The 24,526-nt window shown below is 74.4% G+C and carries 19 protein-coding genes; 9 read left to right on the top strand and 10 right to left on the bottom strand.

Features of this window, described 5'->3' with window-relative positions:
* Positions 1 to 36: 36 nt before the first annotated feature.
* Both QSK52_RS14605 and soxR read right to left on the bottom strand, forming a co-directional pair.
* Positions 37 to 885 (bottom strand): SAM-dependent methyltransferase, encoded by an 849-nt coding sequence (locus tag QSK52_RS14605; RefSeq protein ID WP_285736444.1) that lies wholly within the window; start codon positions 883 to 885, stop codon positions 37 to 39.
* Between the two features lie 88 nt (positions 886 to 973).
* On the bottom strand, positions 974 to 1,471 hold the full coding sequence (gene soxR / locus QSK52_RS14600; protein WP_285736443.1) for a redox-sensitive transcriptional activator SoxR: 498 nt from the start codon (positions 1,469 to 1,471) through the stop codon (positions 974 to 976).
* 184 nt (positions 1,472 to 1,655) lie between these two features.
* Here soxR and QSK52_RS14595 point away from each other — a divergent pair, with 184 nt between their 5' ends.
* Both QSK52_RS14595 and QSK52_RS14590 read left to right on the top strand, forming a co-directional pair.
* Positions 1,656 to 2,297, top strand: a complete 642-nt coding sequence (locus QSK52_RS14595; protein ID WP_285736554.1) for a transketolase — start codon at positions 1,656 to 1,658, stop codon at positions 2,295 to 2,297.
* A 19-nt stretch (positions 2,298 to 2,316) separates the two neighbouring features.
* Entirely contained in the window at positions 2,317 to 3,231 is a 915-nt protein-coding gene (locus QSK52_RS14590) for a transketolase family protein (RefSeq protein ID WP_285736442.1), read from the top strand.
* A gap of 4 nt (positions 3,232 to 3,235) precedes the next feature.
* Here QSK52_RS14590 and treZ read toward each other — a convergent pair whose 3' ends face one another.
* The 4 genes from treZ to glgX all read right to left on the bottom strand — a co-directional run bounded on the left by treZ (position 3,236) and on the right by glgX (position 10,487).
* Complete coding sequence (gene treZ, locus QSK52_RS14585; RefSeq protein WP_285736441.1) at positions 3,236 to 4,972, bottom strand: malto-oligosyltrehalose trehalohydrolase; 1,737 nt, start codon at positions 4,970 to 4,972, stop codon at positions 3,236 to 3,238.
* Positions 4,972 to 7,362 (bottom strand): malto-oligosyltrehalose synthase, encoded by a 2,391-nt coding sequence (treY, locus tag QSK52_RS14580; protein WP_285736440.1) that lies wholly within the window; start codon positions 7,360 to 7,362, stop codon positions 4,972 to 4,974. The genes treZ and treY overlap by 1 nt, the downstream gene beginning before the upstream one ends.
* Before the next feature lie 79 nt (positions 7,363 to 7,441).
* Entirely contained in the window at positions 7,442 to 8,266 is an 825-nt protein-coding gene (locus QSK52_RS14575; RefSeq protein ID WP_285736439.1) for an SDR family oxidoreductase, read from the bottom strand.
* 112 nt (positions 8,267 to 8,378) lie between these two features.
* Positions 8,379 to 10,487, bottom strand: a complete 2,109-nt coding sequence (glgX, locus tag QSK52_RS14570) for a glycogen debranching protein GlgX (protein WP_285736438.1) — start codon at positions 10,485 to 10,487, stop codon at positions 8,379 to 8,381.
* A 401-nt stretch (positions 10,488 to 10,888) separates the two neighbouring features.
* On the opposite strand from glgX, the gene QSK52_RS14565 reads away from it, so the two are divergent.
* Entirely contained in the window at positions 10,889 to 12,139 is a 1,251-nt protein-coding gene (locus QSK52_RS14565) for an SAV2148 family HEPN domain-containing protein (RefSeq protein WP_285736437.1), read from the top strand.
* 102 nt (positions 12,140 to 12,241) lie between these two features.
* The gene (locus tag QSK52_RS14560) at positions 12,242 to 12,949 is read left to right on the top strand and encodes an exonuclease domain-containing protein (protein WP_285736436.1); all 708 of its coding nucleotides are present in this window, start codon (positions 12,242 to 12,244) and stop codon (positions 12,947 to 12,949) included.
* A gap of 48 nt (positions 12,950 to 12,997) precedes the next feature.
* Here QSK52_RS14560 and QSK52_RS14555 read toward each other — a convergent pair whose 3' ends face one another.
* From QSK52_RS14555 to QSK52_RS14545, 3 genes are all read right to left on the bottom strand, one after another.
* A complete protein-coding gene (locus tag QSK52_RS14555) occupies positions 12,998 to 13,981 on the bottom strand; it encodes a polysaccharide deacetylase family protein (protein ID WP_285736435.1) in 984 nt (327 codons plus the stop codon).
* Positions 13,982 to 14,170: 189 nt separating this feature from the next.
* Complete coding sequence (locus tag QSK52_RS14550) at positions 14,171 to 15,049, bottom strand: phosphotransferase enzyme family protein (protein WP_435053250.1); 879 nt, start codon at positions 15,047 to 15,049, stop codon at positions 14,171 to 14,173.
* A gap of 70 nt (positions 15,050 to 15,119) precedes the next feature.
* Complete coding sequence (locus tag QSK52_RS14545; RefSeq protein ID WP_285736552.1) at positions 15,120 to 17,336, bottom strand: MMPL family transporter; 2,217 nt, start codon at positions 17,334 to 17,336, stop codon at positions 15,120 to 15,122.
* Between the two features lie 506 nt (positions 17,337 to 17,842).
* Between QSK52_RS14545 and QSK52_RS14540 the strand changes: the two genes are divergently transcribed.
* The 3 genes from QSK52_RS14540 to QSK52_RS14530 all read left to right on the top strand — a co-directional run bounded on the left by QSK52_RS14540 (position 17,843) and on the right by QSK52_RS14530 (position 22,484).
* A complete protein-coding gene (locus QSK52_RS14540; RefSeq protein ID WP_285736434.1) occupies positions 17,843 to 20,008 on the top strand; it encodes an MMPL family transporter in 2,166 nt (721 codons plus the stop codon).
* Between the two features lie 310 nt (positions 20,009 to 20,318).
* Entirely contained in the window at positions 20,319 to 20,522 is a 204-nt protein-coding gene (locus QSK52_RS14535; protein WP_176186992.1) for a cold-shock protein, read from the top strand.
* A gap of 189 nt (positions 20,523 to 20,711) precedes the next feature.
* The gene (locus tag QSK52_RS14530; protein WP_285736433.1) at positions 20,712 to 22,484 is read left to right on the top strand and encodes a DEAD/DEAH box helicase; all 1,773 of its coding nucleotides are present in this window, start codon (positions 20,712 to 20,714) and stop codon (positions 22,482 to 22,484) included.
* A gap of 194 nt (positions 22,485 to 22,678) precedes the next feature.
* Here QSK52_RS14530 and QSK52_RS14525 read toward each other — a convergent pair whose 3' ends face one another.
* Positions 22,679 to 23,143, bottom strand: a complete 465-nt coding sequence (locus QSK52_RS14525) for a MarR family winged helix-turn-helix transcriptional regulator (RefSeq protein ID WP_285736432.1) — start codon at positions 23,141 to 23,143, stop codon at positions 22,679 to 22,681.
* 118 nt (positions 23,144 to 23,261) lie between these two features.
* On the opposite strand from QSK52_RS14525, the gene QSK52_RS14520 reads away from it, so the two are divergent.
* Together QSK52_RS14520 and QSK52_RS14515 are read left to right on the top strand one after the other, a co-directional pair.
* Positions 23,262 to 23,825 carry a hypothetical protein gene (locus QSK52_RS14520; RefSeq protein ID WP_285736431.1) on the top strand — a complete coding sequence of 188 codons (564 nt, stop codon included), beginning with the start codon at positions 23,262 to 23,264 and terminating at the stop codon, positions 23,823 to 23,825.
* A gap of 101 nt (positions 23,826 to 23,926) precedes the next feature.
* Complete coding sequence (locus QSK52_RS14515; protein WP_285736430.1) at positions 23,927 to 24,523, top strand: hypothetical protein; 597 nt, start codon at positions 23,927 to 23,929, stop codon at positions 24,521 to 24,523.
* The last annotated feature ends 3 nt before the right edge of the window (positions 24,524 to 24,526 follow it).

The raw sequence follows: 24,526 nt of genomic DNA, 5'->3' as shown, positions 1-24,526 counted from the left end.
ATGCTCCCACCGGCGCCGCCGCCGCGGGGCGCCGGGTCAGGGCTTGCGGGCGACGCCGGCCCAGATCGCGACCTCGTGGTCGGTGTCCTGCGGGGCCTGGTCGGGGCGCCACAGCGGGGCGGTGACCAGGCCGGGGTCGAGCAGGTCGAGGCCGTCGAAGAAGCGCAGCACCTGGGCGCGGGTGCGCATGCTGAGCTGGGCGGTCGCGGACCTGTAGACGGCGGGGCCCTTGGCCGCGTCCTCCGGCGGGGCGAAGTCGCCGGTGGCGTGCGAGAGGGCGAGGTAGCTGCCGGAGGGCAGGGCGTCGACCAGGGTGCGGACGATCGCGTACGGGTCGTCGGCGTCGTCGATGAAGTGCAGGATCGCGAACAGCTGCAGGGCGACCGGCTGTTCGAGGTCGAGCAGCTCGCGGACGGCCGGGTCGGCGAGGATCGCCTTGGGCTCGCGCAGGTCGGCCTGCAGGACGCTGACGGTGCCGGGGCGGGAGCCGGCCAGCAGGGCCCGGCCGTGGACCAGCACGATCGGGTCGTTGTCCAGGTAGGCGACCTTCGCGGCGGGGTCGACGGCCTGGGCGATCTCGTGGGTGTTCCCGGCCGAGGGTATGCCGGTGCCGATGTCCAGGAACTGCCGCACGCCCAGCTCGGCCAGGGTGCGCACGGCCCGCTGCAGGAAGGCCCGGTTGGCCTGGGCGCTGATCCGCACCAGCGGGCTGAGCGACAGGACCTGCTCGGCGGCGGCCCGGTCGGCGGGGAAGTTGTCCTTGCCGCCCAGGTAGTAGTCGTACATCCGGGCCGGGTGCGGGACCTCCGGGCGGAGCTCGGCGGACGGCGGCGCGCCCTGGCCGCCGGACATCCAGTCGAGCGGGACTTCCTGATGGTCGGTCATGTCTGCTCCCCCGTCGGTGGAACGCGCTTCCGGGGGCAGCATAGACGGCCCGCCGGGCGGTGCGGCGGCGGGCCGGGAAAGAAGTGGATCAGCCCTCCGCCCCCGGTGCGGGGCCGGGTTCGGGGCCGCTGTCCGGGTCGCGGGTGAGGAGGTAGCGGGCGCCCGGCCCGGCGGCGGCGGCGCGGTCGCCGGCGTTGTAGAGGCCGCAGCGGGTCAGGGAGAGGCAGCCGCAGCCGATGCAGCCGGTCAACTTTGCTTTCATCAGCTGGAGTTCGGCGATCTGCCGGTCGATGCGGTGCTGCCAGGCGGCGGCCACGGCGTTCCACTCGCGGGTGGTGGGGGCGCGGTCCTCGGGGAGCCGGGCGAGCGCGGCGCGGGCCTCGTCGAGGCTGAGGCCGACCTGCTGGGCGGCCCGGACGAAGGCGATCCGGCGCAGGGCGGTGCGGGGGTAGCGGCGCTGGTTCCCGGTGGTGCGGGTGGAGTGGATCAGGCCGAGGCTCTCGTAGTAGCGCAGCGCGGAGGTGGCCAGGCCGCTGCGCTCGGCGAGCTGGCCGATGGTGAGGACGTCGTGCCGGGAGGGCGTCATGGCGGTTCACGATACCGGGGAACGGGTGCTTGACTTCAAGCGCGCTTGAAGTCGGAGGCTGTCTCCCATGACGAGCGTGACGAGCACGACGAGCGTGACGGGCAGGACGAGCGGCCCGGGCACGACGATCCGCACGGCGGACCGCAGGTACGGGTACGACGACCTGTCGGACCTGATCGCCCTGATGGCGGGCGACGAGAAGCACTCCCCGGCCGCGCACTCCACCCTGGACGCGCTGTGGGTGCTGTACGACCGGGTGCTGGACGTGCACCCGGCCGCCGCGGACGCGCCGGACCGGGACAGGTTCCTGCTGTCCAAGGGCCACGGCCCGATGGCGTACTACGCGGTGCTGGCCGCGAAGGGCTTCTTCCCGGTGGAGCTGCTGCACAGCTTCGGCGCCTACGACTCGCCGCTGGGCCACCACCCGGACCGGCTGCTGGTGCCGGGCGCGGAGATCGGCTCCGGTTCGCTGGGGCACGGCCTGCCGCTGGCGGTGGGGACGGCCCTGGGCCTGCGGGCGCAGGGGCTGGACGGCCCGGCGGTGTGGGTGCTGATCGGGGACGCCGAGTTCGACGAGGGCTCCAACCACGAGGCGGTGGCCTTCGCCGGGGCGGTCGGCCTGGAGCGGCTGCACGTCCTGGTGATCGACAACTCCTCGGCCACGCACGGCTGGAGCGGCGGCATCGCGGCCCGCTTCGCCGGCGAGGGCTGGGCGACGGCCACCGTGGACGGCCGCGACCACGAGCAGCTGCACCGGGCGTTCACCGCCCCGCACCCGGGCCGCCCGTACGCGGTGGTGGCCCGCACCGAACCCAAGCACGGCTGAGCGCAGGGGAGTAGAGACCATGCAGAGCGTCCACGAGGCCACCATGCGCGAGCAGTTCGGCGCGACCGTCACCGAGCTGCTGGAGCGGGACCCGCGCACCGCGCTGGTGCTCGCCGACATCGGGGTGGCGCAGTTCGCCGGGGCGGCCCGCGCCCACCCCGACCGGGTGGTGAACGTCGGCATCCGCGAGCAGCTGCTGATCGGCGTGGCGGGCGGCCTGGCGCTGACCGGGCTGCGGCCGATCGCGCACACCTTCGCCAGCTTCCTGGTCGAACGGCCCTTCGAGCAGCTGAAGTTGGACCTGGTCCACCAGGGCGTCGGCGCGGTCCTGGTGAGCGCCGCCGGCTCCTACGACTGGCCGGCCGGCGGCCGCACCCACATGTCCCCGGGCGACGTCGCACTACTCGACACCCTCCCTGGCTGGCACGTCCACGTCCCCGGCCATCCCGCCGAGGCCGACCTGCTGCTGCGCCACGCGGTGGCCGCCGACGACACCCTGCAGTACGTCCGGCTCTCCGAGCACCGCAACGCCGGGCCGCAGCCGGTCGCCCCGGGCGAGTTCCTGACGGTGCGCCGCGGTTCGCACCTGGCGGGCGTGGTACTGGCGGTCGGCCCGATGCTGGACGCGGTGCTGGCGGCCACCGAGACGCTGGACGTGACGGTGCTGTACGCGGCCACCGTCCGCCCGTTCGACGAGGCGGGCCTGCGCGCCGCGCTGGGCGAGCGGGCCGACGTGGTGCTGGTGGAGCCCTACCTGGCGGGCACCTCGGAGCGCGCGGCGCACCGGGCGCTCGCCCACCTGCCGCACCGCGTCCTGTCGCTGGGCGTCCCGCTGGCCGAGCACCGGCACTACGGCTCGATCCCCGAGCACCTGGCCGCCTACGGGCTGGACGCGGCGGGCCTGCACGCCCGGATCGCCGAGCACCTCAGGTGACCGCTCAGGCGGTGCGGACGACCGCCACCGCGTCCGGGCCCAGCAGCACCGCACCGTTCGGCCCGGCCGCGACCTCGCCGAACGATCCCTCCAGCGCGGCGAGTTCGCCCTCCAGCGGGACGGGCAGCGGCTGCCCCTCGCCGCCGAGCCGCACCAGCACCCGGTAGCGGCCCCGGTGCACCACCAGCCAGCCGGCCGCCGCGTCGTGGCGGACCCGCACCGCCGCCAGGTCGCCGTCCGCGAGCTCCGGGGCGGTGCGCCGCAGCCGGATCAACTTCCGGTACCACTCCAGCAGTTCGGCGTGCGGGGCGCGCTGCGGTTCGGACCAGTCCAGGGTGGAGGCGGCGACCGTGGCCGGGCTCTGCGGGTCGGGCACGTCCTCGGCCCGCCAGCCGTGCCCGGCGAACTCCCGCCGCCGCCCCTGCCGGACGGCCTCGGCCAGCTGCGGGTCGGTGTGGTCGGTGAAGTACTGCCAGGGCGTGCCCGCGCCCCACTCCTCGCCCATGAACAGCATCGGCGTGAACGGCGAGGTGAGCACCAGTGCCGCGGCCGCCGCCAGCCGCCCGGGCGGCAGCGAGGCGGAGAGCCGGTCGCCGGTGGCCCGGTTGCCGACCTGGTCGTGGGTCTGCGCGTAGCCCAGCAGCCGGTGCCCGTGCTCCGGCGGGAACGGGCGGCCGTGCGAGCGCCCCCGGAACGAGGACCAACTCCCGTCGTGGAAGAAGCCCTTGGTGAGCGTCTTGGCGAGCGCCGCGTACGGGTCGGCGGCGAAGTCGGCGTAGTAGCCCTGGGACTCGCCGGTCAGCAGGCAGTGCAGCGCGTGGTGGAAGTCGTCGCTCCACTGCGCGTCCAGGCCCTGCCCGCCCGCCTCCCGGGCGGTGGTGGTGCGCGGGTCGTTCAGGTCGGACTCGCCGACCAGGAACAGCGGCCGCCCGGTGGCCTGCGCCAACTTCCGCACCTCGTAGGCGAGTTCCTCCAGGAAGTGGCGGGCCCGGGTGTCCACCAGGGCGTGCACCGCGTCGAGGCGCAGCCCGTCGATCCGGTAGTCGCGCAGCCAGGACAGCGCGCTGCCGATCAGGAAGGCCCGCACCTCGTCCGAGCCCGGCGCGTCCAGGTTGACCGCCGAGCCCCACGGCGTCTGGTGCCGGTCGGTGAAGTACGGGCCGTACTGCGGAAGGTAGTTGCCGGACGGACCGAGGTGGTTGTGCACCACGTCCAGCACCACGCCCAGGCCGCGCCGGTGCGCCGCGTCCACGAACCGCTTCAGCCCGTCCGGGCCGCCGTACGGCTCGTGCACCGCCCACAGGTCCACCCCGTCGTACCCCCAGCCGGAGCGGCCCGGGAAGGCGCACACCGGCATCAACTCGACGAAGTCCACGCCCAGTTCGGCCAGGTGGTCGAGCCTCCCGACGGCCGCGTCGAACGTCCCCTCCGGGGTGAACGTCCCGACGTGCAGCTCGTACACCACCGCCCCCGGCAGCGGGCGCCCCCGCCAGGCCGTCTCCGACCAGACGAACGCCGCGTGGTCGACCGGACGGCTCAGCCCGTCCGGGCCGAACGGCTGCCACGCGGAGCGCGGGTCCGGCAGCGCCCGGCCCCCGTTCAGCCGGAACCCGTAGTCGCCCTCCGGCGCCTCGCCGTGCCACCAGCCCGGCCGGGCCGGGTCGCGTTCCAGCAGGTACGGGATCGCCCCGACCTCGACCTCGACCACCTTGGCGTCCGGCGCCCACACCTGGTACCGCATCACGACCCCTCCGAGAGCAACGCCACCGGCAACTGCCGGAACAGGTACGACAGTTCGACCGGGCCGCCGGTGAAGCGGCGGTCGGTCAGCAGGTCCGTCCAGCGGCCCGGCGGCAGCTCCAGCGTGGTCTCCCGCCAGCCGCCCGCCCGGTGCAGCCCGTACGGCAGCCGGGTCGCCGCGCACAGCACCCGCTCGCCCCGCCCGAACGCCACCAGGTGCTCGGCGGCCGGGCCGTCCGCCGCCAGCGGCCGGTAGGAGCCCAGCTCGCGGGCGCGGCGCAGGTGCAGGGCGGTGGTGGTCAGGTGCAGCTTCTCCCGGGCCAGGTCGCCCGGGCGCGGCTGCGGCGCGTCGGTCAGCCGCACCGCCAGCGCGCCCAGGTCCACCGGCGCCCGGTTGTCCGGGTCGACCAGCGTGTACAGCGGCTCCTCGCCGCCCTGGAACACGTCCGGCACGCCCGGCGCCAGCAGGTGCAGCAGCGCCGCCGACAGCGAGTTCACCCGGGCGAACGGCGCGATCAGCCCGGCGAACCCGGCGATCCGCGGACACAGCCCCGGATTGGCCAGCGCCCCCCGCACGTACTGCGCCAGCCAGCCCTCGAACCCGGCGTCCGGCTCCTTCCACGAGGTGCGCCGCTTCGCCTCCCGCACCGACTTCAGCACCACCCCCAGCAGCCGCTCCTCGGAGACCGGCCAGGCGGCCAGCAGGGTCTGCCACAGCAGCCAGGCCGTGGAGCGGTCCGCGCACGGGCCCGCCGCCAGCGTCCACGCCGCGCACTCCGCCGCCCACACCTCCGGCAGCTCCGCCAGCACCGCCAGGCGGGCCCGGGCGTCCGCGCTGCGCTTGGTGTCGTGCGTGGACAGCGCCGTCATCGCGGCCGGCCACAGCCGCTCCTGCTCGGCGCACCAGTGGTGGAACTCCGCCACCGACACGCCCGGGCGCTCCGGCAGGCCGCCCACCTCGTTCAGCGACAGCAGCGCGTTGAACCGGTAGAACGCGGTGTCCTCCACGCCCTTGGCCGCCACCGCCGACGCGGTCTGCCCGAACCGGTGGCAGAACTCGTCCTTCGCCGCCGAGCGCCCCAGTTCGCCCAGCGCCAGCGCCCGCACCAGCAGGTCGGTGTCCGAGGCGTCCGCCGGGGCCGCCAGCGCCTCCCGCGCCGGTGCCGGGGCCTGCTCGCCCGGCACCACGTACGGCCGGTACACCGGGTAGTGCGCCAGCAACTCCTCCAGCGCCCGGCGCACCGCCAGCGGCGAGTGGTCGGCCAGCTCCGGGCCCTCCGCGCAGATCCGCCCCACCAGGCGCACCAGCCGCTCGGTCTCCGCCGACAGCGCCCCGCCCGGCGCCACCATCTCGGCCCGCCCGGCCCGGCCCGCCTCCGCCGGGCCGACCGCCTCGCCGACGTCCCGCCGGTAGGCCGCGAACAGCTTCTCCGCGCCCCGCCGGTCGGTCAGCACCCCGTCGATCCGGCGCAGCGCGTCGTACCCCGTCGTCCCCGCGCACGGCCAGTCCGCGGGCAGCGCCTCGTCCCCGGTCAGGATCTTCTCCACCACCGTGTACGCCCCGCCGGTGGCCTCCGCGAGCCGCCGCAGGTAGCCGCGCGGGTCCGCCAGCCCGTCCGGGTGGTCGATCCGGAAGCCCGCCAGCACGCCCTCCCGGTGCAGCCGCAGCAGCACCCCGTGCGTCGCCTCGAACACCTCCGGGACCTCCACCCGGACGGCGATCAGGTCGTTGACGGTGAAGAAGCGCCGGTAGTTGACCTGCTCGTCCGCCAGCTGCCACCAGCACAGCCGGTACCACTGCCGCTCCAGCAGCTCGGCCAGCGGCAGGCCCTCGGTGCCGGGCCGCAGCGGGAACTCGTGCTCGTGGTAGCGCAGCACCCCGCCGTCCACCACCAGCTGCTCCAGCACCGCGCCCAGCCGGTCGCCCAGCAGCGGCAGCAGCAGCCGCCCCCGCTCCGGGGCGTCCACCGGGCCCGGCTGGGCCGTCCAGTCGATGTCGAACCAGGTCGCGAACGGGTCGTCCGGGCCGTTCTTCAGCACCTGCCACAGCGGCCCGTTCAGCCGCTCCGGCACCGGCAGCGCCATGTGGTTCGGCACCACGTCGGCGATCAGCGCCAGCCCGTGCGCCGCCGCCTCCGCGGCCAGTTCGCGCAGCGCCCCCTCGCCGCCCAGCTGCTCGCTGATCCGGCTGTGGTCGAGCGTGTCGTACCCGTGCGTCGACCCGGCCACCGCCTCCAGCAGCGGCGACAGGTGCAGGTGCGACACGCCGAGCGCCGCCAGGTACGGCACCGCCCGGCGGGCGTCGTGCAACGTGAACTCCGGCTGCAGTTGGAGCCGGTAACTGGCCGTCGGAGGAGCGGCCGGCTCGGGGCGTGCGGCGGCTGAGGTCATACCCGCATGCCTACCCTGGCCGCCCCCGCCCTACCGCCCGCACTGCGCCGAACGGGCGCGCGGCGGGCCGGGGGCGCGCTCAGACCGGGTCGGGCTCCGCGACCCCCTCGCCCGCCAGCGCCCGGGCCGCCGCCAGCTCCGCCGCCTCCCCGGCCAGCGCCGCCTCCACCATCGCGTACGCGTCCGGCCCCACCGGCACCCGCACCGGGCCCGCCTCCGCCGCGACCACCCGCAGCACCAGCTCCGCGAACGCCTCCGGCCGGTTCAGCCCGGCGTCCCCCGCCATGCCGCGCAGCGCCGCGCGCATCGGCGCCAGCGCCTCCCCGTACTCCGGCAGCTTCACCGCCGTCTCGGCCAGCGAGTTCCCGTACGAGGTGGCGAAACCGCCGGGCTCCACCACCGTCACCCGCACCCCGGACGGCGCGGCCTCCGCCGCCAGCGCCAGGCTCATCCCCTCCAGCGCGAACTTGCCCGCCACGTACGCCCCCAGGCCGGGGAAGGCCATCCGGCCGCCCACCGAGGAGACGTTCACCACGTGGCCGCCGCCCTGCGCCCGCATCACCGGCAGCACCAGCCGCGCCAGCCGCCACGGCGCCACCGCCAGCACCTCCAGCTGCTCGCGCAGCTCCGCGTCCGAGACCTCCTCCACCGCCCCGAACAGGCCCACCCCGGCGTTGTTCACCAGCACGTCCACCCCGCCCAGGCGCTCGCGGGCCAGCTCCACCACCGCCGCGCACTCCGCCGCGCTGCGCAGCTCCAACCGGGCGGGCACCACCTGCCCGGGGAACCGCGCCGCCAGCTCGTCCAACGGCGAGGCCCCCCGGCTGGTCGCCACGATCCTGTCCCCGGCCGCCACCACCGCCCGCGCGAGCGCCAGCCCCAGCCCCGACGAACACCCGGTCACCAACCACCGACGAGACACTTCGTACCCCCTCTGATCTGCGATGTCACGCTGGGCAGGGGGCTACCCGTGCGGTGGCGCGGTTAGGCGTGCGGATCGGGGGCGAACCGGAGCGTCAGGCGGGGCGCTGGAGGACCAGCAGGGCGCGGTCGGCGAGGCGCAGCGTGTCGCCGGCCTTGATCCGGGGGCCGGTGCCGCGCGGGGGGAGGGCGGGCAGGGTGGTGTCGACGACGACCTGCCAGGCCTCGCCGTGGTCGGCGGGGACGGTGAAGGTGAGCGGTTCGAAGTGGGCGTTGAACATCAGCAGGAAGGAGTCGTCGACGATCTTGCCGCCGCGGCGGTCCGGCTCGGAGATGGCGTTGCCGTTGAGGAAGACGGTCAGCGACTTCGCGTAGGTGGTGGACCAGTCCCGCTTGGTCATCTCCTCCCCGGCGGGGGTGAACCAGGCGATGTCGGTGAGGTCGTCGTGGGTGCCGGAGACCGGGCGGCCGTGGAAGAAGCGGCGGCGGCGGAAGACCGGGTGGTCGCGGCGCAGCCAGATCATGCCCTGGGTGAACTCCAGCAGCGCGGCGTCCGCGCCGTCCCAGTGCACCCAGGTCAGTTCGGAGTCCTGGCAGTAGGCGTTGTTGTTGCCGCGCTGGGTGCGCCCGGCCTCGTCGCCGTGGCAGAGCATCGGGACGCCCTGGGAGAGCATCAGGGTGGCGATGAAGTTGCGCTGCTGGCGGGCCCGCAGCTCCAGCACCGCCGGGTCGGTGGTGTCGCCCTCGGCGCCGCAGTTCCAGGAGCGGTTGTGCGACTCGCCGTCCCGGTTGTCCTCGTGGTTGGCCTCGTTGTGCTTGTCGTTGTAGGAGACCAGGTCGCGCAGGGTGAAGCCGTCGTGGCAGGTGACGAAGTTGATGGAGGCGATCGGGCGGCGGCCGTCGTCCTGGTAGAGGTCGGAGGAGCCGGTCAGCCGGGAGCCGAACTCGGCCAGCGTCGCGGGCTCGCCGCGCCAGAAGTCGCGGACGGTGTCGCGGTACTTGCCGTTCCACTCGGTCCACAGCGGCGGGAAGTTGCCGACCTGGTAGCCGCCCTCGCCGAGGTCCCAGGGCTCGGCGATCAGCTTGGCCTGGGAGACCACCGGGTCCTGCTGGACGAGGTCGAAGAACGAGGAGAGCCGGTCGACCTCGTGGAACTGCCGGGCCAGCGTCGCCGCCAGGTCGAAGCGGAAGCCGTCCACGTGCATCTCGGTGACCCAGTAGCGCAGCGAGTCCATGATCATCTGGAGCACGTGCGGGCTGCGCATCAGCAGCGAGTTGCCGGTGCCGGTGGTGTCCTCGTAGAAGCGCTGGTCCTTGGCCAGCCGGTAGTACGAGGCGTTGTCCAGGCCGCGGAAGGAGAGCGTCGGGCCCAGGTGGTTGCCCTCGGCGGTGTGGTTGTAGACCACGTCGAGGATCACCTCGATCCCGGCCGCGTGCAGCGCCTTCACCATCGACTTGAACTCCTGCACCTGCTGCCCGCGGTCGCCGGTGGAGGAGTACGAGGAGTGCGGGGCGAAGAAGCCGATCGTGTTGTAGCCCCAGTAGTTGGACAGCCCCAGGTCGCGCAGCCGGTGGTCGCGGACGAACTGGTGCACCGGCATCAGCTCGATCGCGGTCACGCCCAGCTTCGCCAGGTGCTCGATCACCGCCGGGTGCGCCAGGCCCGCGTACGTGCCGCGGATCTCCTCCGGGATGCCCGGGTGCAGCCTGGTCAGGCCCTTGACGTGCGCCTCGTAGACCACGGTGCGGTGGTAGTCGGTGCGCGGCGGCCGGTCGGTGCCCCAGTCGAAGTACGGGTTGATCACCACCGAGTGCATGGTGTGCGGCGCCGAGTCCAGGTCGTTGCGGCGCTCGGGCGCGCCGAAGTGGTAGCCGTACACCGACTCGTCCCAGTCGATGTGCCCGCTCATCGCCTTCGCGTACGGGTCGAGCAGCAGCTTGGAGGCGTTGTGCCGCTGGCCCAGGCCCGGCTGGTAGGGGCCGTGCACGCGGAAGCCGTAGCGCTGGCCGGGCTGCACGCCCGGGAGGTAGGCGTGCCGGACGAAGGCGTCGGTCTCGCGCAGTTCGACCACCGTCTCGGTGCCGTCCTCGGCGAGCAGGCAGAGTTCGATCCGGTGCGCGCTCTCGGAGAACACGGCGAAGTTGGTGCCCGCGCCGTCGTAGGTGGCGCCGAGCGGGTACGGTTTCCCCGGCCAGACCTGCATGTGTCCTCAACTTCCTTGTGCCAGACGCGAAGTGGCGCTCCTACGGGGGGTTCCCGGCGGAGCGCCCGGCCATGTGCGGGGCGGCAACCAGGTGACGCACGGCACATCCGCATACTCCCCGGCGGCGGCCCGAACTCCTCGTCCATCCGCGCGTGGTTCGCCCGAACGGGTGTCCCGTCGGCCCGGTCGTCGGCGCGGCGTGCCCGGGCGGTGACGGTGCGTCGGGGCCGGATCCGCTTGCTGTCAAGAGGGCTGCGGCCCGGCGGCGGCGGGCGATACCCTTGATCGTCCCGGACCGCGAGCCCCGGGCCCACGCGGCGTGCGACCAGGGCCGTCGTGGTGGAGCGACACAGCGGACGCACCGCCACCCGCAGGGCGGCGGACGAGAGGTGAGGTAGCGGATGGGGTTCCCCGCCGGCGGCGACGGCACGGACCCGCGGGCGGGCAGCAGCGAGGCCCCGACGCTGATCGTCCGCGGCGGCCGCGGCCCGCTGCCCCCGCAGGGCGGCGGCCCGGTCGAGGGCCTGCCGCCCGCCTGGGCCGCCGACCAGTGGGACGACGCCTACCGCCGGGTCCGCCTCGCGGGCCGCGCCTACGTCTGGCTCAACCTGGTCGAGCAGCGGATGCGCGCCCTGGTCGACGAGGTGCTGCGCCCCGTCTACGCCCCCGCGCACGGCGAGGAGTGGGTCACCGCCGCCGCCGGACCGGCCGGCGAGGAGTGGGTGCACCGGGCCGCCGCCGTCCGCGAGGTCTCCCGCCGCAAGGGCTACCTGCTCGACCCGCTGGACGACGACCCGCTGGTCTTCCTCACCCTGCCGCAGCTGCGCGAACTGATGGTCCAGCACTGGCCCTGCTTCGAACCGCACCTGGTGGACCGCCGGGAGATCGAGCTGGCGCTCGACGAACTGGAGGTCGCCCGGCACGTGGTCTCCCGCAACCGGGCCCTGTCGCAGACCGTCCTCGACCAGACCGAGCGGGCCGCCGCCCGGCTGCTCGCCCTGCTCGACGGCGCGCACGGCGGCGTCCCCGCCGACGTGGTCGAGGAACTCGTCGCCGGGCGGTACGCCGACGTGGTCGCCGTCCACCCCGACCGGGTCCGGCTGCAGCGCGACCTGCCGGTCGAGGACCTGCTCGACGGCGCCCGGCGGCTCGACGCGGTCGGCATCGGCCTGGGCATGCTCTGCCAGAACTACACCGGCAAGCGGCTGGTCCGGCTCGCCTCCGAGGGCTGCCGGGTGCGGCTGCTGTTCCTCAACCCGGCGAGCAGCGCGGTGCGCCGCCGCGAACGCGAACTCGGGATCGGCCGCGGTGAGTTGGGGCGCGCCGTGGAGATGAACATCATGCACGTGCGGCGGGTGCGGGCCCGGCTGCGCGACCAGGGCAGCTTCGAGATCCGGGTGTTCGACGAACTGCCCCGGTTCACCGCGTACCTGGTCGAGGGCCAGCGCACCACCGGCGCGGGCGGGCGGCGGCGCTCCACCGACCTCGGCGTGGTCCAGCCCTACCTGCGCAGGGCGCGCGGCATCGAGTCGCCCGCGCTGGTGCTGCGCGGCGGCGCCGGGCAGGAGTCCGGCGGCACCGAGCCCGGGCTGCTGGAGGTCTACCGGGAGGAGTTCGAGGGGCTGTGGGGCGACTCCCGGCCGGTCTCCTGAGCGCGTGCCCGCCCGTCCGAGGGGCAGACGGGCCGCGGAGGCTGTCACTGCGGCAGGCGATGATGGACGCACCTTGGCAGTGCTGACGGAAGGACACACCCCATGACCTGGTGGAAGGGGCCGCTCACCGGTTTCGACCTGGAGACCACCGGCACCGACCCGGAGGAGTCACGGATCGTCACCGCCGCCGTGGTCGACACCCTCGGCGGCGGCGTCCAGGGCGCCACCACCTGGCTGCTCGACCCGGGCGTCCCAATACCCGCCGAGGCCGCCGCCATCCACGGCATCACCGACGCCGAGGCCCGCGCGCACGGGCGCCCCGCCGCCGAGGCGGTCGAGGAGATCGCCCGCGCCCTGGTCGAACGGCTCGCCACCGGCCGCCCCGTGGTCGCCTTCAACGCCCCGTTCGACCTCTCCCTGCTCGACGCCGAACTGCGCCGCCACGGCCTGCCCACGCTCGCCGAGCGCCTCGGCGGCCCGGTCGGCCCGGTGGTCGACGCGATGGTCGTCGACCGCGCACTGGACAAGTACCGCAAGGGCTCGCGCACCCTGCAGCGGGTCTGCGAGGTCTACGGGGTCGAACTGCGCGACGCCCACGAGGCGGGCAGCGACGCGCTGGCCGCCGTCCGGGTCGCCGTCGCCCTCGGCCACCGGTACCCGGCCCAGGCCGGCGACCTGCCGCTGGACGAACTGCACCGGCGCCAGGTCGACTGGCACCGGGCCTGGGCCGCCGACCTGCAGAGCTGGCTGCGCCGCAAGGACCCGGCGGCCGTGGTCGATCCGCGCTGGCCGCTCAAGGACGCCTCCTGACCGCTGCGGCGGCGGCCCGCGCGGTCCGCGAGGCCCGCGCGGCCCGCGTCAGGACTGCGGGAAGTCGAAGGTGTAGCCCTGGGCGACCATCCACGGCAGCAGCTGCTTGAGCGCCGCCACCGTCTGGCTGCGGTCCCCGCCGCCGTCGTGCATCAGCACCACCCCGCCCGGGCGCAGGTTCTGCTGCACGTTGGCGACGATCGCCTGCACGCCCGGGCGCGACCAGTCGCGCGGGTCGACCGTCCAGCCCAGCGACTTCATCCCCAGGTCGGCGCCGATCCGCTCGTTCTCCGCGGTGAAGTCGCCGCCCGGGGCGCGCCACCAGGTGATCGTCGGGGTGCCGCCCGCGGCCCGCTCGATGTCCGCCTTGGCGTCGCCGATCTCGGCGACCTGCTGCTCGTGCGTCTGGGTGTGCATCGGCTGCGGGTGGTCCACGGTGTGGTCGCACAGCCGGTGGCCCTCGGCGAGGATCCGCTGCACGGCCGCCGGGCGGGTCTTCGCGTTGTTGCCGATCTCGCAGAACGTCGCCTTGGCGCCGTACTGCGCCAGCAGGTCCAGCACCTGGCCGGTGGCCGGGCCCGGGCCGTCGTCGAAGGTCAGCGCGACCGTCCGCCCCCCGGAGGCGGTGTGCCGCAGCACGCCGGTGGCGGGCGCGGGCGGGGCGCTGCCGGGCGTGCCGCTCGGGCCCGGCTGGGCGGGGACGGTCGTCCGCGGCGCCGACGGGGACGCGTACGGGGAGGAGGACGGTGCGGCCGGGGTCGAGGAGCCGCTCGCGGACGGCGAGGGGGTGCGGGTGGGGGCGGCGGTGGTCTCCGCGTCCCCGCCCGGGGTCGGCCGCGCCGCCACCGAGGAGCCCGCGCCCGCCGTGCCGCTCGTGCTCGCGCTCGGGGAGGCCGTGCGGTGCGCGGCGTCCCCCGCCGCGGAGGGGGAGCCCTGCGCGCCGCACGCCACCAGCAGGGCTGAGGTGCCGAGCAGCGCGGAGGCGCCGAGCAGGAGGGGACGACGGGGGGCGGGTATGCGGGACTTCACCATGGGGCGACTCCTGACGTCGTACCGGCCGCCTCGGGGCGGGGCGTCCGGTACGACGCCAGGTACGAGCGGGGTGGTTCCGTCCGGTTGTGGGCCGCGTCACAGGGCGGCGGGGTGCGCCGCGCCGCGGGTGCGGCAACCGGACGGAAGCGGGCAGAGCGGAAGTTAACGGTCGGAAAGCGAATCAAACGGTCAGAACGCGAACCAGCGTACTGCCGTCGCCCCGTCCCGCAGGGAGTCCACCCGGCGGCGGAACTCGGCCGCCGCGGACGGGTTCCCGGCCGCCTGCTGCGCCACCCACGCCGCGCTCGCGGTCTCCCGCGCCCCGCGCAGCACCGCGAAGCCGGACCAGTCGCGGACGTCCCAGCCGTAGGCCGCGTCGAAGGCGGCGACCTCCTCGGCCGGTACCCCGTAGCGGTCCTGACTGAGCGCCAGCACCACCAGGTCGTGCTCGCGGAAGTCCGCCGCCATGTACTCCAGGTCGAGCAGCACCGGCCCGTCCGGGGTGACGTGCACGTTGCGCGGGAGCGCGTCGCCGTGGATCGGGCCGGGCGGCAGGACGGGGGTGAGTTCGGCGATCGCGGTGAGAAAGGTCTCCTTCCGGTCGCGGAGGAAGGCCGTGTCGGCCGGGTCGACGTGGCCCTCCGCGGCGGCCAGCCAGCCGTCCACCGGCGCCAGCAGTTCGCGCCGCCCGAGCGGGACGGGCGCCGCCTCCAGCGCGTGCAGGGCGGTCAGCAGCGGCGCCAGGTCGACCGGCCGGGCCGGGCGGACGGCCGGGGCCAGCCGGTGCCACCACGTCACCGGGTGCTCCCGCACCACGTGCACCCCGGCCTCGGCGGGGCGGACCACCGGCACGCCCGCGCCGTCCAGCCAGGCGGCCAGCGCGAGTTCGCGCTCGGCCCGGGCGACCTCCCCCGGGGTGCGGCCCACCTTGGCGACCAGGCCCTCGGCGGGCAGGTCGAAGACCGCGTTCTGCCCCAGGGCGAGCAGCGCGGCCCCGGCCGGATCGATCCCGGCCGGGGCGCACGCCTCCTGCAGGAGGGCCAGTGCCCTCGGTTCGTCGAAGATCACCCGTCCATTGTCGGGGAACTCCCCGGCGGTGCGGTGCGGTGCAGTGCGGTGCGGTGCAGTGCGGTGCGGGCTACCGGTGGGCGCCGACGCCCAGCAGCCGGGGGTCGTGCGCCGCCCCCTCGGCGCCCTGCGCGCCGCCCGGCAGGCCCTCGGCCTCGATCCGGGGGAGCCAGTGCAGCCAGCGGGGCAGGTACCAGTTCCGCTCGCCGAGCAGGCTCATCACGGCGGGGAGCAGCACGGCCCGGATGATCGTGGCGTCGATCAGGACGGCCACGGCCAGGCCGACGCCCATCTGCTTCATGGACTGCATGGAGAGCGTCCCGAAGACCGCGAAGACGCCGACCATGATCACCGCGGCGCTGGTGACGACGCCCGCGGTGCTGCGGATGCCGTGGGCGACGGCGGCGCGGGTGTCCAGGCCGCGGTCCCGGGCCTCCTTGATCCGGGAGACCACGAAGACGTGGTAGTCCATCGAGAGGCCGAAGAGGATCACGAACAGGAACAGCGGGACCCAGCTCTCCACCGCGCCGACGCCCGCGGTGCCGATCAGCGAGGCGCCGACGCCGTGCTGGAAGACCAGGGCGAGCACGCCGTAGGCCGCGCCGACGGAGAGCAGGTTGAGCAGGACGGCGGTGACGGCGACCGACAGGGAGCGGAAGGAGAGCAGCATCAGCAGGAAGGCGAAGGCGACCACGAAGCCGAACACCGGCAGCATCGAGCCGGACATCTGCGCGTTGAAGTCGACCGATCCGGCGGTGCTGCCGGTGACCGGGGCCTCGGCGCCGGGCACCTTGCCGACCGTGGCCGGGACGACCTCCTCGCGCAGGACCTTCAGCGCGGCGGCCGAGGTCTCGTCGTTGCCGCTGCCGTAGAGCGGGATGTCGACCGTCGCGACGTTCTGCTCGGCGTGCACGGTCAGCTCGGTCGGGCCGTGCATCCTCCCGGTGGCGAGGGCGCGGGACTGCAGCTCGGCGAGGGCCGCGGTCATCTCGGGGGAGGTGATGTCCCGGGCCCTGACCACGACGGTGGCGGGGGAGGGGCTGCCGGGGAAGGCGGCCTCGACCCGCTGCGAGGTGGCGACCAGGGAGTTGCCCTTCGGGAGCTGCTGCTGGAAGGTCAGGTTCGCGGTGTGCATGGTCAGCAGCGGGGCGGCGATCGCCAGCAGCACGCCGGTGGCGAGCACGGCGGCGGCCAGCGGGCGGCGCAGCACCGGGGTGAGCACCGCGTTCCAGAACCGGCTGCCGCTGCCGGCCTCGCGGCGCAGGCGGTGCAGGAGGGGGACGCGGCCCTTCTCCACCCGGTCGCCCAGCATCGAGAGCAGGGCGGGCAGCACCGTCAGCGAGCCGAGCACGGCGGTGACCACGACCACGATGGTGGCGAAGGACATCGCCCGGAAGTCGGCGATGCCGGTGAGGAACATGCCGGCCATGGCGACCACCACCGTCACGCCGGAGACCAGGACGGCGCGGCCGCTGGTCGCGGCGGCGATCCGCAGCGCGGTGGCGCGGTCGCGGCCGGCGGCGCGCTCCTCGCGCTCGCGGCGCAGGTAGAACAGGCAGTAGTCGACGCCGACGGCGAGGCCGACCAGCAGCATCACGGAGCTGGCGTCGTCGCTGGTGTGCAGCAGCCCGGAGGAGAGGGCGACCAGGCCGCCCGCGGCGACGAAGGCGGTGATCGCCAGCACCACCGGCAGCACGGCGGCGACCACGGCCCCGAAGGCGACCAGCAGGATGCCCAGGGCCAGCGGCACGGCCGTCCACTCGGCGCGGGCGAAGTCGTCCTTGAACTGGTCGCTGAACCACTTGCCGGAGCTGGCCTCGCCGTACTCCTCGATCACGAAGTCGGCGTGCTCCTTCTGCACGCCCGCCACCGCGTCCATCACCGCGGGCACGTTGGCGACCGCGGCCTCGCGGTCCGCGCCGTCCACGGTGAACTGGACCAGCGCGGAGTGCCGGTCCGCGGAGAGCGCGCCGGTGTCGTACGGGCTGTGCGGCTCGCCGGTGCGGCCGGTGGCCCGGACGGCGGCGGAGACCCGGTCGACCGCGGCGCGGAAGGCCGGGTCGTCGACCGTCAGCGCGGAGCTCTGCACCAGCACCGTCTCGCCGGCCGGGGTCTTGAGGCCCGCGTCGTCCAGGATCCTCGCGGCCCGGGCGACCTGGCCGGGCATCGACTCGGCGTCGGTGACCTTGTCGGAGCCGTGCACGCCGCCGAGGAAGGAGGCGAGCACGACGAACAGTAGCCAGCCGAAGACCGCGGTCTTCCGGTGGCGGGCGCTCCAGGCGCCCATGGTGGCGGCGATTCCCTGCTTCACGGCTGGCTTCCCCCAGGTGTCGGACGGTCGGCGGACCGCCCCGGTCAGTGCGCCGCGGATGCGGTTCCGGCGGCACAACACACGGTAGGAACCGGCGCCTTGACGGACCATCCGGCTAGTCACCGGCTTTTCCCTGAACCTGCCCCCAGGGTCGAGTAGGGGGTTTTCCCCACCCCCGGGGTGGGGGTCTCCTCCTTGGGGGCGGGTGCGACGTCCACCCTGAGGGGGAGCGATCTCCACCCGGAGCACGAGGTGAGGGGGGTCCGGGCCGGGTGACGATGGTGCGGGGCCGGTTCCGTGGCCGTCCCTAGGGGGCAGATGCGAAACCCACTTGCCGGGCGGCAAGTAAGGTCACGTAGGATGCTCACTCGTCCTTACCTGCCGACCGGCTAGATCCCGCTGGGGGTCCGCCCGCCGGTCAGAGCCGTTGCCCGGTTCCCGTCCCCCGGCTGCGGTGACCATGCCCAGGAGGCATTTCGAGCATGTTCCACCGACTTGGACACTTCGTCGTCAAGCGGGCCTGGTGGGTGATCGCGGCCTGGGTGATCGGCATGATCGCCATCGCCGCCACCGCGCCGAAGATCAGCGCGCAGACGGACGAGGCATCGTTCCTGCCCAAGCACTACGAGTCGATCCAGGCCGCAGAGCTCCAGGAGAAGGCCTTCCCGACCAGCTTCACCCCGTCCGCGTACGCGCTGTTCGAGCGCAACGACGGCGGTGCGCTGACCGAGAAGGACAAGGCCGACATCGCCAGGATCACCCAGGGACTGACCGACAAGAAGATCGACTCGGTCCAGCAGGTCGTGCCGGTCAGTGCGGAAACGACCTCGAAGAACGGCCAGTACGCGCTGTCGCCGATCGCCATCGACAAGGCGAAGCAGCAGGACTCCAAGGAGTTCGGCGACATCGCCAAGCAGATCCGCGACGACGGCAAGGCGCTCGCCCAGGGCACCGACGTCAAGTTCCAGCTCGGCGGCCCCGCCGCCCAGGCGCTGGACCAGCAGGACGCCTCCGGCTCGGCCGACGCGATCATCGCCATGTCCACCGTGCTGCTGGTCGCGGTCATCGTCGGCATCATCTTCCGCAGCGTCCTGGCCGGCATCCTGCCGCTGCTGGTGTCGCTGATGTTCGCCATGCCGACCGCCAACGGCCTGATCAACTACGTCACCAAGGCGTTCGACCTGGACAGCACGCCGGTCCTCTCGGCGATTCTGATCGTCGTGGTGCTCGGCGTCGGCACCGACTACTTCCTCTTCCTGGCCTTCCGCTACCGCGAGCGGCTGCGGGCGGGCGACGACCGCAAGACCGCCGTGGTCAACGCGGTCGGCCGGGTCGGCGAGGCGATCACCTCGGCGGCCGGTGCGGTCACCATCGCGTTCGCGGCGCTGGTCCTCTCCAGCCTCGGCATGTTCAAGGCGCTCGGCCCCGGCCTGGCCATCGCCGTCGTGGTCACCGCCTTCGCCGCCCTCACCCTGGCCCCGGCGCTGCTCGCCGTCATCCCCGCCAGGGCCGTGTTCTGGCCCGGCAAGAAGTGGATGGAGGAGCCGAGCGACGCTCGCTTCGCCGCGCTCGGCAAGGTCGTCGAGAAGCGCCCCGCGCTCGTCGCGGTCGCCTCCGGCGGCGTCCTGGTGGCGCTGTCGCTCGGTGCCGTCAACTACAACGGCTTCTTTGACCTGGCCGGCAGCTCCATGCCCAAGACCGCGGAGTCGATGGTCGTCCAGGACAAGCTGACCAACGGCTTCTCCGCGGGCGCCGCCGACCCGGCGCACGTCTACCTGACCGGCAAGTCCGGTGCGAAGCTCGACCCGGCCGCCTTCGAGTCGTACGCGGCCGAGCTCGGCAAGGTCGAGGGCGTGGCCGCGGCTCCCGCCGAGCCGAAGGTCAGCAAGGACGGCGTCACCGCCGACTTCGCGGTGGTGTTCAAGGACAGCCCGGAGAGCAACGCGGCGATCGATGCCGTCACCGACCTCCGGGACGTCGCGCACGCGAAGGCCCCGGCGGGCACCGAGGCGAAGGTCGGCGGCAAGAGCGCGATCCTCAAGGACATCAACCTGGCGATGACCCACGACTACCAGCTGGTCTTCCCGGTCGCGGGTCTGCTGATCCTGCTGATCCTGGGCCTGCAGCTGCGCAGCGTGGTCGCCCCCTGGTACCTGATGGCCTCGGTCGGCCTCGGCTTCACCGCGACGTTGGGTGCCGCCACCGTGCTCTTCCAGAACATCAAGGGCGAGCCCGGCATGATGTTCATGATGCCGATCCTGATCTACCTCTTCGTGGTGGCGATCGGCACCGACTACAACATCCTGATCATCGCCCGCCTGCGGGAGGAGGCCCGCGAGGGCCGCAGCCCGCGCGAGGCGGCCCGCGAGGCGCTGCGCCACGGCGGCCCGACCGTCGCGGCGGCCGGCTTCATCCTGGCGGCCTCGTTCGCCACGTTCATGCTGGCGGGCAACGTCTTCATGCTGGAGTTCGGCTTCGCGATGGCCTTCGGCATCGTGGTGGCGGCCTTCGTGATGGCGATGTTCTTCACCCCGTCGATCACCGCCCTGCTCGGCAGGAAGGCGTGGTGGCCCGGTCACGGCGCGATGCCCGACCACGGCCCCGAGGCGATCGGTGAGCGCGAGCCGGAGCCGGCCGGCCGGGTCTGACCCGACCGCCGCCGGGGGTGCCCGGCGGCCCGGTGCGCGGGGGCATGTGGTCCGAACGGATCGCATGCCCCCTGCGCGTGTCCGCGAAACACGGTGTGACCAGCGCAACCATTGCCCCCATTGACGAGGGCCGACGTGCTATTGTCGAAGCAGTTGCAGTATTGGTTCCCATGAACGTGTGTGTGCGCCTGCTGGTTCCAACCGACAGGCGCATTTGTTTTGTCCGGTGTTTAGTCTCCGGATGGGGATCGCGGCTACGTGGGGCGCACGAGGTGTGTGTCCCAATGCCCCAGTGAAAGTGGAGACGGTTATGGCTACCGGCACCGTGAAGTGGTTCAACAGCGAAAAGGGCTACGGCTTCATCGAGCAGGACGGCGGCGGCGCCGACGTCTTCGCTCACTACTCGAACATCCAGTCGACCGGCTTCCGTGAGCTGATCGAGGGCCAGAAGGTCGAGTTCGACGTCACCCAGGGCCAGAAGGGCCCGCAGGCGGAGAACATCCGCACCATCTGAGTCCCGGCTCACGCCGACTCCTAGATGTCGCAGGCGAGGGCCCGTACCTCCACAGGGTACGGGCCCTCGTCCATGCCGCCCGACGGCCGGGGCGGCCCCTCCACCCTTTCTGGCGGCCGGTTCATCGTTCAGCCCCTCCGCGGCCCCTGCCGCGCACGGGCCGACGGCCCCTCAGGAAGTGGAACACGCATGCCCGAGCAGTCCCGCCCGCGCACCGACCGGTCCCGCGGCGAGCAGCCCCGTACCTCCGAGCACTCCCGCGGTGAGCACCCCCGCGGTGAGAGCAAGCCGCGCACCCGCGGCGGGAAGCCGCGCAGCGGCGCGCCCCGCACCGGCGGGGGCGCGGCGACGCGCGGTGAGCAGCCGCGCCGCCAGCGCCGGGCCGCCGCGCCCGCGGTCGCCGAGGACTTCACGCCCGTGCAGGGCACCCCGTCGCGTCCGCCCGCGGCGAGCTTCGCCGAGCTGGAGCTGCCCGCCGGGCTGATGAGGGAGCTCGGCGCGCAGGGCGTCACCGAGCCGTTCCCGATCCAGGCGGCGACGCTGCCGGACGCGCTGGCCGGGCGCGACGTGCTCGGCCGCGGCCGCACCGGCTCCGGCAAGACGCTCGCCTTCGGCCTGCCGCTGCTGGTGCGCACCGCGGGCAAGCGGGCCACCGCGCGGCGGCCGCTGGCCCTGGTGCTGGTGCCGACCCGCGAGCTGGCGCAGCAGGTCACCGAGGCGCTCGCCCCGTACGCCGGGGTGCTCAACCTGCGGATCACCACCGTGGTCGGCGGCATGTCGATCACCCGGCAGTCCAACCAGGTGCGGCGCGGCACCGAGGTGCTGGTCGCCACCCCCGGCCGGCTGGACGACCTGATCCAGCGCGGCGACGTGTTCCTGGAGGACGTGGCGATCACCGTCCTCGACGAGGCCGACCAGATGGCCGACATGGGCTTCCTGCCGCAGGTCGTCAAGCTGCTGGAGCAGGTCGCCGAGGGCGGGCAGCGGATGCTGTTCTCCGCCACCCTGGACCGCAACGTGGACCGGCTGGTCAACCGTTTCCTCACCGACCCGGTCACCCACTCGGTGGACCCGTCGGCCGGGGCGGTCACCACCATGGACCACCACCTGCTGCAGCTCGACCCCGCCGACAAGGCCGAGACCACCGCCCGGATCGCCTCCCGCGAGGGCCGGGTGATCATGTTCGTGCACACCAAGCACGGCGCGGACCGGCTGGCCAAGCAGCTGCGCGCCAACGGCGTGGTCGCCGCCGCGCTGCACGGCGGCAAGTCGCAGCCGCAGCGCAACCGCGTCCTCGACCAGTTCCGCGAGGGCGAGGTCACCGCGCTGATCGCCACCAACGTGGCCGCCCGCGGCATCCACATCGACGGCCTCGACCTGGTCGTCAACGTCGACCCGCCGATCGACCACAAGGACTACCTGCACCGCGGCGGCCGCACCGCCCGGGCCGGCGAGTCCGGCACCGTGGTGACCCTGGTGCTGCCCGAGCAGCGCCGCGAGGTCAACCGGCTGATGAGCATCGCCGGGATCCGCCCGACCGTCACCAAGGTCCGTCCCCAGGACGGCGAACTGGGGCGGATCACCGGCGCCCGCACCCCCTCCGGCGTGGCCGTCACCCTGCCGGTGCCCGCCGCGGCCGCCGCCCCGGCCCAGGAGCAGCCCGCGGCGGCGAACGGCGAGGGCACCGGCCGCGGCGGCCGCGGCCGCGGGCGCGGCGGGGCGAAGCCGGTGGACGGCGAGGCGCGCCGCCGCCCGGCGAAGCGGGCCGACAGCGGCCTGCCCAAGGACGTCGACATGAGCGGCAACCCGCGCCGCCCCCGCCCCAAGCAGCGCCCCGGCGGCGGGAGTTCGCAGATGGCGGCGGGCTTCATCGGCAAGGCCTCCGGCCGGGCGAAGCCGGGCTCCGGCTCGAAGAGCGGCTCGAACTACGGCACGGGCCGCCAGCGCCGCAAGGCCGACTAGGCCCGGACGGCTCCGGTCCCGGCCCCGGCCCCAGTGCGGGGGCGGGGCGGGGTTCGGCGGCGCCGGTGGGCCGTGGGGGGACGGTGGGCGGCGGCGCCGCCCCGGTCCGGCGGGGGCGTCCGGTGCGGACCCTTCTCCGACCGTCGGCGGGCCGTCGGTGTCGGGCGGGGACGCTCCGGCGTACCGGTGCTGGCTCAGCCCGCGGGGGCGGGGGCGGGGCGGGAGAGGGTGCGGACGGCGGTCACCAGGGGGGCGAGTTCGGGGCGCTGTTCGGCGCTGTCGAGGGCCTCGGCGAGGGCGCGGTCGTTGGTGGGGCGGGCCCGTTCCAGCAGGGCGAGGCCGTCCGGGGTGACGTTGGTGTAGATGCCGCGGCGGTCGGTGGGGCAGAGGTAGCGGGCCAGCAGGCCGCGGTCCTCCAGCCTGGTGACCAGGCGGGTGGTGGCGCTCTGGCTGAGCACGACCGCGTCGGCGAGCTGGTTCATCCGGAAGTGGCCGCCGTCGCCGTCGTGCTGGTCGGAGAGCACGTCCAGCACGGAGAACTCGCGGACGCTGAGCTCGTGCTCGGCCTGCAGGGCGCGCTCGACGTGGGCCTCGATCCGGCCGTGCAGGGCGGTGAGGGCGCACCAGCCGTGCGCCAGGCCCGGGTCCGGTCGGGTCATGGCCGTGCTCCCTTCGTCGGTGGGTCCTACCGGTGCCAAGCTTATTCGAGGTACGCAAATTCCCGCGCCTGCAAGTATCCGCGGGCGGGGTCGGGCGGAGAGCGGAGAGGGCGCACGCATGGGGCAGGGGCAGGGGCAGGGGCAGGGCGCGGGGCGGGAGCAGGGCGTGGAGCCGGGGCGGGGCGCGCGGCTGGACGCGCAGGAGGCGGCGCTGGACGCGCTGCTCGCGGCGCTCGGCATCGAGGTCCGGATCGAACCGGACGAGCGGGTCGCCGCGCTGGCCGCCCGGGCCCCCGGGTACGCGCAGTACCACCGGATCGGGCACAAGCGGCAGACCGCCTACCGGCACCTGGCCGAGGACCGGGCTGCGGCCCGCGCCCACTACGGGCCGGTGCTGGACGCGCTGCTGGCCGACGACGACCCCTCCTCGCCGCGCTGGCTGGCCCAGGTCCTGCTGGCCGCGGGCGGGCGCCGACGGCTGCAGGAGGAACTGCTCGCCGCGGTGCAGGGCGGCGCCCCGCTGCGGCAGGCGTGCGCGGTCGGCGCCTGGCGGTGGGCGGACGCCCCGTACGGGGACCTCGGGGAGCGGTTCCGGGCGGCCCGCCGGGAGGCGGCGCGGCACGCCGCGGACCCGTGGGTGCACGAACGCCTCGCCGGTTCCGGGTCTCACTCGAACGGGTGATGGCGTGTTAGTTTCTTTGCCGTTCCATGACCGTTCCGCGGCATTGCCCGGTCCGCCCCCGCGGGCCGGAACGCCCCGCGCCCCCTCGGAGGACAGTCCCCGTGCTCGACCGGGACCGGCAAGCCGCCACCCCCTTCCTCGCCCCCGGCGAACGGCTCCGCGCCGCCGCGACGGTCTCCCTCGCCCCCGGTATTCCGCACCCCCCGGCCGAACTCCTGCCCCCGCGCCAACCCGCCGAATGGGAACGGAAGTTGGCCCGTCCGATCGGACTGCTCCGGCGCGCCAGGGCCCTCGTCGACCCGGTCGCCTCCGCCACCGGGGCGGTCGGCGACCGGATCGCCGACGCCGTCCCCGACGCGGCCTGGCACGGCCGCGGCATGGACGGCGGCTGGACCTCCGCCGCCGGGCGGTTCGTCCTGCGCTGGTACGAGGACGGTGCCAAGGGCGACTGCCTGCTCGCCCTCACCGACCGCCGCCTGCTGCTGCTCGCCGACCGCGCCAAGCCCTGGCAGCTCGACCCGGTCTACGCCCCGCACCACGAACTGCCCCGGCACGAGACCGCCGCGCTGCGCCGCAACCCCAAGGGCGTGCTCCAGCGCGGCCGGGTCGACCTGCACTTCCCCGACGGCTCCTGGGCCGCCCTCACCACCCCGCTGCCGTCCACCGCGGACGAGCTCGCCGCCGCCTACGCGTCCTGAGGG

It is taken from the genome of Kitasatospora phosalacinea (assembly GCF_030268885.1).
GTDB lineage: Bacteria > Actinomycetota > Actinomycetes > Streptomycetales > Streptomycetaceae > Kitasatospora > Kitasatospora phosalacinea_C.
This window is presented reverse-complemented; position numbering and strand designations above follow the sequence as displayed.

Excerpts from the sequence above, each read along its gene's own strand:
- QSK52_RS14530 (WP_285736433.1), top strand. The coding sequence starts at position 20,712 with ATGCCCGAGCAGTCCCGCCCGCGCACCGACCGGTCCCGCGGCGAGCAG.
- QSK52_RS14545 (WP_285736552.1), bottom strand. The coding sequence starts at position 17,336 with ATGGGCGCCTGGAGCGCCCGCCACCGGAAGACCGCGGTCTTCGGCTGG.
- QSK52_RS14535 (WP_176186992.1), top strand. The coding sequence starts at position 20,319 with ATGGCTACCGGCACCGTGAAGTGGTTCAACAGCGAAAAGGGCTACGGC.
- glgX (WP_285736438.1), bottom strand. The coding sequence starts at position 10,487 with ATGCAGGTCTGGCCGGGGAAACCGTACCCGCTCGGCGCCACCTACGAC.
- QSK52_RS14520 (WP_285736431.1), top strand. The coding sequence starts at position 23,262 with ATGGGGCAGGGGCAGGGGCAGGGGCAGGGCGCGGGGCGGGAGCAGGGC.
- QSK52_RS14565 (WP_285736437.1), top strand. The coding sequence starts at position 10,889 with ATGGGGTTCCCCGCCGGCGGCGACGGCACGGACCCGCGGGCGGGCAGC.
- QSK52_RS14605 (WP_285736444.1), bottom strand. The coding sequence starts at position 885 with ATGACCGACCATCAGGAAGTCCCGCTCGACTGGATGTCCGGCGGCCAG.
- soxR (WP_285736443.1), bottom strand. The coding sequence starts at position 1,471 with ATGACGCCCTCCCGGCACGACGTCCTCACCATCGGCCAGCTCGCCGAG.
- QSK52_RS14595 (WP_285736554.1), top strand. The coding sequence starts at position 1,656 with ATGGCGGGCGACGAGAAGCACTCCCCGGCCGCGCACTCCACCCTGGAC.
- QSK52_RS14525 (WP_285736432.1), bottom strand. The coding sequence starts at position 23,143 with ATGACCCGACCGGACCCGGGCCTGGCGCACGGCTGGTGCGCCCTCACC.
- QSK52_RS14540 (WP_285736434.1), top strand. The coding sequence starts at position 17,843 with ATGTTCCACCGACTTGGACACTTCGTCGTCAAGCGGGCCTGGTGGGTG.
- QSK52_RS14590 (WP_285736442.1), top strand. The coding sequence starts at position 2,317 with ATGCAGAGCGTCCACGAGGCCACCATGCGCGAGCAGTTCGGCGCGACC.
- QSK52_RS14555 (WP_285736435.1), bottom strand. The coding sequence starts at position 13,981 with ATGGTGAAGTCCCGCATACCCGCCCCCCGTCGTCCCCTCCTGCTCGGC.
- treY (WP_285736440.1), bottom strand. The coding sequence starts at position 7,362 with ATGACCTCAGCCGCCGCACGCCCCGAGCCGGCCGCTCCTCCGACGGCC.
- treZ (WP_285736441.1), bottom strand. The coding sequence starts at position 4,972 with ATGCGGTACCAGGTGTGGGCGCCGGACGCCAAGGTGGTCGAGGTCGAG.
- QSK52_RS14560 (WP_285736436.1), top strand. The coding sequence starts at position 12,242 with ATGACCTGGTGGAAGGGGCCGCTCACCGGTTTCGACCTGGAGACCACC.